We start from the raw sequence: 11,577 nt of genomic DNA on the forward strand, positions 1-11,577 counted from the left end.
TTTAAATATTATTTCAAAAAAAAAAAAAAAAAAACAATGTACATTCGATAATATATTTATTGTTAAATGAGAATTAGACAAAACAAATGCTTAATAACAAAGAGGAAGGATAGTGAGTATGAAAAATTATCAACAATACAAGAAGTATGACCGCAAGCAGCAAGTATTTAGTATTCGTAAGTTGTCGTATGGTACAGGTTCTGCCCTGTTGACAACTTTACTATTCTTAGGTGTATCACAAACAGCAGAGGCATCAGAAGTAACTGAACCAGCTCCTGAAACTACGGTTCAAAATACTGAAAATGTCGCAACCGCTGACGAACAGCCAGCTCCAACTGAAAACACAGCAGTAGCTAATGAAAATGTAGCAGAAGAAACATCTGATGAAGTACCAGCAGAAACTCCAGAGCAACCTGCTGAAACAACAGAAGCTGAAGCACCACAACCAGCTGTCGCAGAGACAACACCAAAAGAAGCACAACTTGTAGCTGAAGAAACAACACCTGAAAAAACTACTACTGAAGCAAATACACCCGCAAACGAGCCTACTCAAACTACATCAAACAATGCATCAACAACAGAAAATACGACAAAAGCGACACAACAACCTGAGTTGAAAAACAATGTAGATAACAAAATCTCTGATGTTTCAATTAACGTGAAAGACAACAAAATTGAAGATGTCGTGGATTATGGTAACCAAAAAAAAGTACATGATGCTATAGAGAATTTCAAACTCAACTATTATAAAGAAAACCCTTCAGCTTCTAAGAAAGATTACTTAAATGAATTAAGTAAGTTTCTTGGTGAAAATGAGTTATATGATGGTTCTGATTATGAAGCAAGTAGATCAAATAAAGGATTAAAGCCTTCAGAATACGAAGTAAAAGCAAAAGTATCTAATGCTAAAGCTGGAGACTATTTCACATTTCAACACGACAGTCTTACAGACTTAAATGGCAACTATGCCAATAACGTCAAAGTACAACTTCCCTCATTTTACCTTGAGTCAGACCCAAAAGTTGAAGTTGCACGCGCAGTCAATTTCGATAACCAAACAAAAAAATTACGTATCAATTTTTAGATACAATTAAAGATTTAGGCTCATTTAGTATGATTTTTAATGGCAAAGACTATGTAGACCGTAATAAAGTCACTGAAAATGGCCTTCAAAAAATTGACACATATAATTGGAACTAAATCTATTTCATATGATGTAACTATTCAATATGAAGAAAGTTTATATTCATATAACAATACTTCTTGGAATGGGTATTCGCAAACCTATTTAGACAAAGCAGGTATGAGAATGGTGTTAGATGAATATGATCCTGATAATAAAAAAGTTAAAAGTTTTTTACAAGTAAATCCGGACGCTCTTAACTTAAAGGTAGATAATAACAACAGTATCGTTGATCTAGACATAAAAGGTAAATCTTTTAATGTGTTAATCTCTAATGGTAATCCAGATCATTATAGCTATCCTACAAATGACCCAAACGATATAGATCCAAATGCAAGAGTTCATTCACGTTCATCAGTATTAATTGACAAAGATGCATTAAGTAGTTTAACAGTTTATAAATTACCTAAAGCAAAAACTATATCAAATAACAGCATTACAGAATTATCTAATCAACTAGAAGATGTAACAGATGAAGTTATAAAGGATAGCCAAATTGACTTAGAAAATGGAACATATTCATATAATCATAGAGATGCTTCGCTTGGTGATATAGAATTGGTATTATCAGACTTTGAGAGCAGCTATATTATAACTATGACTCATAATATAGCTGATGCTGCTATTGGCGACAATCCTTTTAATAAAATTGATTTAGGTGCTCGAATGATGTTGCCATATTACAAAAAAGAGAATACATCATTTAGAGGTCCAATAGATAATTTAGTAGATATCGGTTATGTACGCGCCCATATTGAAGAAGAATTTGAAGTAAATCCTGAATTACCTGAACAACCAGACTTCCCTGATCCAGATGAAAGCGATTCTGACGCAGATTCTGATGCAGATAGTGACTCAGATGCGGACAGCGACTCGGATGCGGATAGTGATTCTGACGCCGATAGCGACTCGGATGCAGATAGTGATTCAGATGCAGATAGCGACTCGGATGCAGATAGTGATTCAGATGCCGACAGCGACAGTGACTCGGACTCTGACAGCGATTCGGATTCTGACAGCGACTCGGATTCTGACAGTGATTCTGACGCAGATAGTGACTCCGATGCGGATAGCGACTCGGACAGTGACTCCGACGCAGATAGCGACTCTGATTCTGATAGTGATTCTGACTCTGATAGCGATTCCGACTCTGATAGTGATTCTGACTCTGACAGTGACTCGGATTCTGACAGCGACTCGGATGCAGATAGTGATTCTGATGCGGACAGTGACTCGGACAGCGATTCTGATGCAGACAGTGATTCTGACTCTGATAGCGATTCTGATTCTGATAGCGATTCTGATGCGGATAGCGACTCGGACTCTGATAGCGACTCGGATTCTGATAGTGATTCTGACTCTGATAGTGATTCTGACTCTGATAGCGATTCTGATTCTGACAGCGATTCTGATTCTGACAGTGACTCAGATGCCGATAGCGACTCGGATTCTGACAGTGACTCAGATGCCGATAGCGATTCTGATTCTGACAGTGATTCGGACTCTGACAGCGACTCGGACTCTGACAGCGATTCAGACTCGGACAGCGACTCGGATGCAGACAGTGATTCGGACTCTGATAGTGACTCAGACTCTGATAGCGATTCGGACTCTGATAGCGATTCGGACTCTGATAGCGATTCGGACTCGGACAGCGACTCAGATGCCGATAGCGACTCAGACTCTGACAGCGATTCAGACTCTGATAGTGATTCGGACTCTGATAGCGATTCGGACTCGGACAGCGACTCTGACTCTGATAGTGACTCAGACTCTGATAGCGATTCGGACTCGGACAGTGACTCTGATACTGGCAAAGATTCAGACGATAACTCAAATGGTGATAAACCAGGTAACCACGGTGAAGGACACCCTGGCAAAGGTTTACCAGACACAGGTAATGCAACAAATAATGGCACATTGATTGGCTCATTATTTGCAGCGCTTGGCTCACTATTCTTAGTTGGACAACGTCGTAGAAAACAAGACGAAAAATAATCCTATTACATTCATATACTCCCGTAAAATAGAGAGGCAGTCATTTCGTTGATTGCCTCTCTTTCTGTGCTTCTGTTTATTCACTTATATATTCCATAATCGGTTGTCTGTTAGGAAAATCTAAAAAAAGGCATAAAAAAAACGCCGTGCTCTAACACGGCGCTAAACAAAGGGGATGGGAGAAATTTTTCACTTCAAACAAAGGGGTATGTTTGTTATGTGATTAATTTCATGCACATAATATATCATGCTGAATCATAGGTTTCAACCCTTTAACTTGCAAAAATTAACTTTTTCACAAATTCGTCATATTGTAAACGAATTCATTTTATAAACGATTCATTAGCGCTTCAAAAGCGTCTAATTTTTGTTCAAATACGTGTAATGCATCTTCAATTGGTTGTGGTGTTGTCATATCGACACCCGCATTTTTCAACAACTCAATTGGGTAGTTTGAGCTACCTTTTTTCAAGAATTCATTAATGTATCTTTCTACGGCCGGTTCGCCTTCCGTTAAAATTTGATGGCTTAAACTTTGTGCCGCACTATAACCTGTCGCATATTGATATACATAGTAATTCATATAGAAATGTGGAATGCGTGACCATTCTTTGCTGATATGTTCATCTGTTTCAACAACATCGCCAAAGTATAAACGATTCAATGCCGCATATTCTTCATTCATACGTTGTGCTGTTAACGGCTCGCCCGCTTCTTCAATCTCGTGAATTTTATGTTCAAATTCTGCAAACATTGTTTGACGGAATAACGTCGCTCTGAAACGTTCTAATTCTTGGTTCAACAACAATAAACGACGCTTATCATCTAAATGTTGTTCCATATAATGACTTAATAACGCTTCGTTACACGTTGACGCGACTTCCGCTACGAAAATTGAATAACCACTATACGTTGATGATTGATTTTGACGACTGAAATAGCTATGTGCCGAATGACCAAACTCATGTACAAGTGTAAATAAATCTGACACCGTATCTGACCAGTTCAACAAAATAAACGGATTCGTTTGATGTGCACCTGAAGAATAAGCACCTGAACGTTTACCTTTATTTTCATACACGTCAACCCAGCCATTGTCTAAGCCTTCTTTTAATACATTCAAGTACGTCTCACCCATAGGCGCTAAACCTTTTAACATCCATTCAACTGCTTCTTCATACGGCATATCGAATTGAATATCTTTTACAAGTGGCGTATACATATCATACATTTTCAAGTCATCAATACCGAGTAATTTTTTACGTAGTTCTGTATATCTGTGCAATAACGGTAAATATTGATGCACTGTTTTAACTAAGTTATCATATACCGCTTCAGGTATGTAGTTATTACTCAATGCTTGTTCACGTGCTGTTTTGTAGTTGTGTGAGCGTGCGTTGAAAACGTGTTTCTTCACTTCCCCTGCCAATGTCGCACTTAACGTATTGTTGTACGCACCATACGCCTTATAAACGTTCTCATAGGCAGATTGACGTAATTGACGATCGTCTGACTCTAAATACTTAATAAACGTCCCTTGTGTTAACGGGTGCTTATTACCGTCTTTATCCATCACGTCCTCAAATGTTAAATCCGCATTGTCAAACATACTGAAAACATTGCGTGGTGTTGATAACGCATCTTGTGCTTCCGTCAATAACTTTTCTTTGTCCGCATCTAATACGTGTGGACGTTGATGGTTAATCATTTCTAATGCGAAAGCGTAATGTTTCAAGCCGTCATGTTCCTCTAAAAATGATTGAATCTTCGCCTCATCAATTTGTAGCAATTCAGGCACTAAAAAGCTCCACGCCGAACTGAAACGAATGATCAATTGATGTGCGCGTGACTCTAAACCTGTATAATGTGCATTCCCTGTATCTTGGTCCTGCTTCAAATGTGCATAAACGTATACAGATTCTAAATCTGCTTCGATCTCATCTTGTAATTGCAAGGCAGCGTACAACGTCTCAGCACTGTCGCCTAAATGCCCTTTAAATTGTTCCTCTTCACCAATACGGCTTGCTACTTTATCAAATGCCGCTTCCCAAGCTGCATCATCTTTAAAAATTGTCGTTAAATCCCATGTGTGGTTTGGAAACTTTTGCTCTTGTTCTTCTCGTGTTCTTTGATTTGTCATACTTTTCCTCCTTAAATTATGAGATAATTAATACTATTTTCTCATTTTCGGTTAAAAAAAGCACATGATAGACTTATCATTTTAAAATTTTTTTATAACGTTCAACTAATTGTTTGATCAGTTGTTGTCGAGACACCCCACCTGTCGCAAAATAACGCAACTTGATACACCTTTGTAGTGCAGTATATGGATCTCGTTGATACGTCAATGCCTCGAATACTTTCAGCTGCCATAAAACCGGATGCGTCGTCACATATATTTGTTCTGGGAAAATATAACCCGTGTACTGAATGACTTGTGTTTCCGTCAACTGCATACGATATATGATCGACAATGTCGGCTCATGCACGGTATCTTTATGGCGACAATGCCTTAAATATTGCAGGATACGTACCGTTGAAAGTTTACGAACTGTCGTAACTACTGGCAGGTCTGTCTCATAATCTGTCAGCAACTGTGTATCATCTAGTCGTGCACAATCTGCCACAAACTGACGCGCTGTGATACTCATGACATTGCTCAAACGATATAAACGACAATTCGTTGGATGAATCGCATACATGACGTGTCGGTCAGGCGCAATACACGCCTGTTGCAGTTGGTTGAAATAGTAGACACCTCGACGATATTTCGGCAATAGTGATAGCCATATAACGTGATAACCTACCTGCGCTAATCCTTCTGTCCGTTTGATCATCTGTTGAACAGGGATTGCGCTTAACTGAATCTCAATCGCATACTGACCTACAACAATATCTGGAATTTGTTGAATCTCGGATAAATACGGCTCTAATTGAACATTTGGATATTGTATAGATAACATGTGAAACAAACGTAACTTAAGTCGATGATGTAACGCACTCTCTCCAACACCTTGATGCGTACTTTGACGTGGATGTGCAAAATGTGCTATGTTGCGACACCCCTTTTTCAAAATCATTCGTTCATGACATACTGGACAAAAATAACACGTCGCTTTCTCAGCATGTTGTGCTAAAACACGTTCCTGCTGCTCGTTATAAGCTGTTAGCATAACAATCACCTCAACTTATAACACGTACCATCACACCTCATTACTTCTCTCTCATCTATAACAACGCAAAAAAGCACATCACCCAACTTAATAAAGTCAGCAATGTGCGTTCTTATCTTAATCATTTATAATGCAAAATAACGTTTGACTTGTTCTGTCACATTATAACTCATCACAATTTTACCGTAGTCGTTGAGATATAGTTCCGTCTTATCACTCATTGACGCAAACTCTAACATTTGACTATAAAAGTCATGAATCTCATCTTCTGTGACACGTGTATCAAAATGCACCACATAATAGTATTGTTCGTCTAACATATATAGTAAGTCTTCAAAGTTCGTCAATTGTTGATCGTTGCGATGTGCATACGCAATCACTGATTCTAAATCATCAAACTTAAAGATAGCTGTTTGTGTGAGTGGCACATGACCACTTGATACGCTCTTTTGTGATGTTTTATTTTTCGTCGTGCTTTTATCTTCAGTTGCTTCATTGTCTCTGAATGATTGTGACAATAGGTCGCTTAAATGATTGTCTATTTCATCAAAAGCGTTTATATCATCTGACATGCCCATCTCTGGATCGTTTTTAGATTTTGAAATCGTTACTTCTACACCTTTTTCAAATGCATGCACTTGAATCCATAAAGGCCCTTCTGCAACAAAGTCTTCTTCTTCGTTGACTTCTTCCATCACAGACCAGAAAAATTCTTCGCCACGTTTACGGTTCGTCCACAAATCTTCGCGTCTGAAACCACGTGCTTCAATATCTGAGTATGTGATAAATAGTTTCACTGTCATATCATCAATACGTTCTATTCTCATATCATCACACTCCCTTACAGTTGATGAATCGTAATCTCATTGTATGAAATCATCTTCATAAATACAATTTTTTTGTTTCTTTTCAAATGCTATGTTACTTTTGTTACCCACATTATAACATATTGCATGCAAATCGAAATGATATTGCTTGCGTACAACAAGGTAAAAAATATAACAAAAAACAGCACGCATGCGACGCACTGTTTCGGGTCTATTCACGGACGCAATCTACCATGAATAGTGGAGTATTTAAATTAAAAAAGTGTCTTAAAAATTGAGTTAATCTACCATACGTTGTGCTTCAAGTAATTGGAACGTACGCACTTTGCGTGGTAGGAAACGGCGAATCTCATCTTCGTTGTACCCAACTTGTAATCTTTTCTCGTCTAGGATGATTGGACGACGTAAGATTCCTGGGTTGTCTTGGATGATTGTGTATAAGTCTTGAAGTGGTAATGAATCGATATCAACGTTCAACTTTTGATATGTTTTAGAACGTGTTGAGATAATCTCATCTGTTCCATCTTCAGTCATTTTAAGTATCTCTTTGATTTCATCTAATGTTAAATGCTCAGAGAAAATATTTCGCTCCGTATACGGAATGTCATGTTCTTGTAACCATGCTTTCGCTTTACGGCAAGATGTGCAACTTGGTGAAGTAAATAATGTTACCATACATCTCACTCTCCTAGTTTAATGAATTAAATTCATTTAGTTTTAACGTTTCATCTATTGACTGCACAATATAAGGTCAATACGTTAAAAAATCTTAAGCCCTTGTCTTCTAACGTTATGATTATATTATATGTGCCCAACATTAAAATTAAATGAGAAAACAACAATTAAAAAATTTTTATTCAAATAATCAGACTTTAGTCGTATAAACTTGTCTAATCAATTGGTATTTATAGCTTATCACAAATTACAAACAAATAAAATACTGTTATAATAGGAAAAAGAATATCCATGACAGAAAGTAGGCATTATATTTATGAAAACTTTATTTTCCGGTATCCAGCCAAGTGGTATCCCAACAATCGGTAACTATATCGGTGCGCTTAAACAATTCGCTGATATTCAAGACGACTATCAATGTTATTTCTGCATTGTAGACCAACATGCGATTACAGTGCCACAAGATCGTCTCAAGTTACGTGAACAAACGCGTAAACTTGCTGCCATTTATCTTGCATCAGGTTTAAACCCAGAGAAAGTTACATTGTTCATTCAATCTGAAGTTCCTGCACACGTACAAGCAGGTTGGATGCTGACAACTATCTCATCTGTTGGCGAACTGGAGCGTATGACACAGTTCAAAGACAAAGCGCAAAAACAAAATGACGGTATTCCAGCAGGCTTACTCACATACCCACCATTGATGGCTGCGGACATTGTTTTATATAACACAGACATCGTGCCAGTGGGCGATGACCAAAAACAACATATCGAGTTAACACGTAACCTTGTTGACCGTTTCAACAGTCGTTACAATGATGTTCTTGTTAAACCAGATGTGCATATGCCTAAAGTCGGTGGTCGTGTCATGAGCTTGCAAGATCCGACGAAGAAAATGAGTAAGAGTGATGATAACCAAAAGAACTTTATTTCATTACTAGATGAACCACGTCTTGCTGCTAAAAAAATTAAAAGTGCAGTGACAGACTCAGACGGTATTATTAAATACGATAAAGAAAACAAACCGGGTATTTCAAACTTGCTTACAATTTACTCAAGCTTAACAGACACACCGATTGCTGATTTAGAAGCGCAATATGAAGGTCAAGGCTATGGCGCTTTCAAAGGTGACCTTGCTGACATCGTTGAAAAATTCTTAATCGACTTCCAAGAAAAGTTCAATCATTTCTATGAATCTGAACGCCTAGATGCCATTTTAGATGAAGGTCGCGATAAAGCACAGCGCGCCTCATTTAAAACATTGAAAAAAATGGAAAAAGCGATGGGCTTAGGACGTAAAAATAAATAATCTATAAAGCAAAAAGAGAGGACATCTGTCACGGTGCGACGGATTTCCTCTCTTTTGCATGCGATTAAATTTTAAGCATTCCTCGAAAACCTCTTGCCGCATAATACGACTCTGCACCGTTATGATACGTGAACACAGTGCCGTAACGATAGTCACAGAACAACGCACCACCTAAGTCACGAATATTGTCAGGCGTTACAATCCAACTCGATGTTTTCTTATCAAACGTGCCTAGCGTTTGTAAATGACGATATTGCGCTTCTGTTAATAACGTAATCCCCATCGCTTCAGCCAACGCAATCGCACTCGTTTCCGGCTTATGCTTTTTACGCGATTCTAATGCCGCTTGATCATAACAAACACTTCTACGCCCTTTTGGACTTTCAGCTGAACAGTCTACAAATAGATACGCCCCATCTTCCGTACCGATAACATCCGGCTCACCTTCCGTACGTTCCATTTCATTTAAAGTCCACAGCTTATCATCTGATGCTGCTTGTAACGTCTGTTCAACAGCTTCCCAAGTGATGTCTTCATGTCGTTCTGGATATTTTTCAAATCTTGCCTTTAACGTTGCAATCAACGTCTCTTTTTGTTCTTGCGTTAAAGTTGCCATACATCTACTCCTTTATCTTTGGTGCATTCATCATAACAAGATTTATCCCATTTAGCGAATGAAAAAAGAGCTGGAGACCAAGTGCTTGAAACACTTAGTTCTCCAACTCTATTACGTTATTTCTCTTTCTTTTTACCCGTTTCGCGATCAATACTCTTGTCGATATACGTGTATTTCAACGTCGTATCGCCACCAATATTATGATACTGCAAGTTTTTCACTTGCGGATTCGTTAAATGCGCTTCCCCTTTTTGATAAATTGGCGCAATCGGTGCGTCATTTAATAAAAGTGTTTCCGCATCAATCAACGTTTGATTACGTTCTTGTTCTTTTTGGAGTAACGGACCATTCGCGTCTTTCAACATTTGGTCAAACGCTTTATTGCCCCAACCTGTGTTGTTTGATGAATTCCCCGTCGTCATAATATTTAAAAACGTCAATGGGTCTGGATAGTCAGGTCCCCAACCAGAGAGTGAAATATCATAGTTTTCGCTTTGTTCACGTGCAATACGTTGTTTAAACGGTAACTGTTGAATTTTAATCGTTACACCCGGTAAATTTTCTTCAATTTGTGCTTTAATAAATTCAGCTGAAATTTTAGATGCTGGTGTATCTTCCGTGTTTAACTTAAACGTAAACGAATCTTCACCTAAAGCTTGTTTTGCTTTTTCATAATGTGCTTTCGCTTCTTCAGGATTGTACACGAGCGGTGAATCAATTTGATCCGCAAAGTCTGAATCGTCTGGTGCTTTCGCTGTTCCTTTTGATGTAAAGCCATCACTTGGTGCCGAACCATTGTTCAATACAGAATCAACATACGATTTCTTATTAACGGCTTTTGCCAAGGCTAAACGCATATCTTTATTTTTAAATGCAGGCACTGTGCCTTGGTTTAACTTCAAGTAAAAAGTCGACGCTAATAAACGTTTCTTCAATGCCGGACTATCTTTATACTTTTCAACTTGCTCTGATGCAATTAATGTATCATCGACTGAATTCGTATCATACAAAGATGCACCTGCTTGTCCGTCTTTTAAGATTTTGTAATTAACCTTGTCTAACTTCACAACATCTTTATCCCAATATTTGTCATTTTTCTCTAATAGAATTTTGTCTTCTACAGCCCATTCTTTCACTGTAAATGGCCCATTGTAAACAGCCTTGTCCGCTTTTGTACCATAACGCTCACCATGCTTTTTAACAACTTTTTCATTTTGAGGTAAAAACGTACCGAACGCTAACATTTCTTTATAATACGGAAGTGGCTTCGTTAATTCAAATTGTAATGTTTTATCGTCTAACGCTTTCACGCCGAGTGTTTCTGGTTTCTTCTCACCAGCATTAATTTCTTCGGCATTTTTCAAATCATACATAATGTACGCATATTCTGATGCGGTATCTGGATCGACAACACGTTGCCATGCGAAAACAAAGTCGTGTGCCGTTACTGGATCGCCGTTCGACCATTTCGCATTATCTCGCAATTGAACTGTCCACGTTTTGCCATCTTCAGATATTTTCGGTTCCCCTTTCGCAACGCCAGGTTGTGCTTTATCATTGCCATCCAACACGTACAAGCCTTCATACACTTGATTGAACTTATCAAAACTTACTGTGTCCGTGACTTTCGCCGTATCTAATGACGACATGTCTTGTGGAATTACTTTACGAAAGACTTGCCCTTTATCATCATAAACCCCTTCGCCACTGCCACATGCCGATAAGACGAGTGCAGCTGCCAAGATTGGCGTGAATAATTTCAATGTTCTCCTAGTCTTCACTTGACATTCCCCTTT

The 11,577-nt window shown here is 38.3% G+C and carries 9 protein-coding genes; 3 read left to right on the forward strand and 6 right to left on the reverse strand.

Annotated features, from left to right (window positions below; all coding sequences use genetic code 11):
• Window positions 1-118 precede the first annotated feature (118 nt).
• Window positions 119-1,084 (forward strand): YSIRK-type signal peptide-containing protein, encoded by a 966-nt coding sequence (locus TP70_RS06510; RefSeq protein WP_156962264.1) that lies wholly within the window; start codon window positions 119-121, stop codon window positions 1,082-1,084.
• A gap of 219 nt (window positions 1,085-1,303) precedes the next feature.
• A complete protein-coding gene (locus tag TP70_RS13045) occupies window positions 1,304-3,181 on the forward strand; it encodes an LPXTG cell wall anchor domain-containing protein (protein WP_459348702.1) in 1,878 nt (625 codons plus the stop codon).
• A gap of 328 nt (window positions 3,182-3,509) precedes the next feature.
• Here the strand turns inward: TP70_RS13045 and pepF are convergent, their stop codons facing one another.
• The 4 genes from pepF to spxA form a co-directional block, all read right to left on the reverse strand.
• Window positions 3,510-5,321 carry an oligoendopeptidase F gene (pepF, locus tag TP70_RS06520; RefSeq protein ID WP_044360471.1) on the reverse strand — a complete coding sequence of 604 codons (1,812 nt, stop codon included), beginning with the start codon at window positions 5,319-5,321 and terminating at the stop codon, window positions 3,510-3,512.
• A gap of 76 nt (window positions 5,322-5,397) precedes the next feature.
• Complete coding sequence (locus TP70_RS06525) at window positions 5,398-6,354, reverse strand: competence protein CoiA (protein WP_044360473.1); 957 nt, start codon at window positions 6,352-6,354, stop codon at window positions 5,398-5,400.
• Between the two features lie 125 nt (window positions 6,355-6,479).
• Window positions 6,480-7,181, reverse strand: a complete 702-nt coding sequence (gene mecA / locus TP70_RS06530) for an adaptor protein MecA (protein WP_044360475.1) — start codon at window positions 7,179-7,181, stop codon at window positions 6,480-6,482.
• Between the two features lie 279 nt (window positions 7,182-7,460).
• A complete protein-coding gene (spxA, locus tag TP70_RS06535; protein WP_044360477.1) occupies window positions 7,461-7,856 on the reverse strand; it encodes a transcriptional regulator SpxA in 396 nt (131 codons plus the stop codon).
• 316 nt (window positions 7,857-8,172) lie between these two features.
• Here spxA and trpS point away from each other — a divergent pair, with 316 nt between their 5' ends.
• Window positions 8,173-9,165 carry a tryptophan--tRNA ligase gene (trpS, locus tag TP70_RS06540; RefSeq protein WP_044360478.1) on the forward strand — a complete coding sequence of 331 codons (993 nt, stop codon included), beginning with the start codon at window positions 8,173-8,175 and terminating at the stop codon, window positions 9,163-9,165.
• A gap of 64 nt (window positions 9,166-9,229) precedes the next feature.
• Here trpS and TP70_RS06545 read toward each other — a convergent pair whose 3' ends face one another.
• Both TP70_RS06545 and TP70_RS06550 read right to left on the reverse strand, forming a co-directional pair.
• On the reverse strand, window positions 9,230-9,781 hold the full coding sequence (locus TP70_RS06545) for a DUF4256 domain-containing protein (RefSeq protein ID WP_044360480.1): 552 nt from the start codon (window positions 9,779-9,781) through the stop codon (window positions 9,230-9,232).
• A 116-nt stretch (window positions 9,782-9,897) separates the two neighbouring features.
• The gene (locus TP70_RS06550; protein ID WP_240627023.1) at window positions 9,898-11,562 is read right to left on the reverse strand and encodes a peptide ABC transporter substrate-binding protein; all 1,665 of its coding nucleotides are present in this window, start codon (window positions 11,560-11,562) and stop codon (window positions 9,898-9,900) included.
• Window positions 11,563-11,577: the final 15 nt, after the last annotated feature.

It is taken from the genome of Staphylococcus microti, assembly GCF_000934465.1.
GTDB lineage: Bacteria > Bacillota > Bacilli > Staphylococcales > Staphylococcaceae > Staphylococcus > Staphylococcus microti.

Coding starts and splice junctions, on each gene's coding strand:
- TP70_RS06510 (WP_156962264.1), top strand. CDS start 119: ATGAAAAATTATCAACAATACAAGAAGTATGACCGCAAGCAGCAAGTA.
- TP70_RS13045 (WP_459348702.1), top strand. CDS start 1,304: ATGAGAATGGTGTTAGATGAATATGATCCTGATAATAAAAAAGTTAAA.
- pepF (WP_044360471.1), bottom strand. CDS start 5,321: ATGACAAATCAAAGAACACGAGAAGAACAAGAGCAAAAGTTTCCAAAC.
- TP70_RS06525 (WP_044360473.1), bottom strand. CDS start 6,354: ATGCTAACAGCTTATAACGAGCAGCAGGAACGTGTTTTAGCACAACAT.
- mecA (WP_044360475.1), bottom strand. CDS start 7,181: ATGAGAATAGAACGTATTGATGATATGACAGTGAAACTATTTATCACA.
- spxA (WP_044360477.1), bottom strand. CDS start 7,856: ATGGTAACATTATTTACTTCACCAAGTTGCACATCTTGCCGTAAAGCG.
- trpS (WP_044360478.1), top strand. CDS start 8,173: ATGAAAACTTTATTTTCCGGTATCCAGCCAAGTGGTATCCCAACAATC.
- TP70_RS06545 (WP_044360480.1), bottom strand. CDS start 9,781: ATGGCAACTTTAACGCAAGAACAAAAAGAGACGTTGATTGCAACGTTA.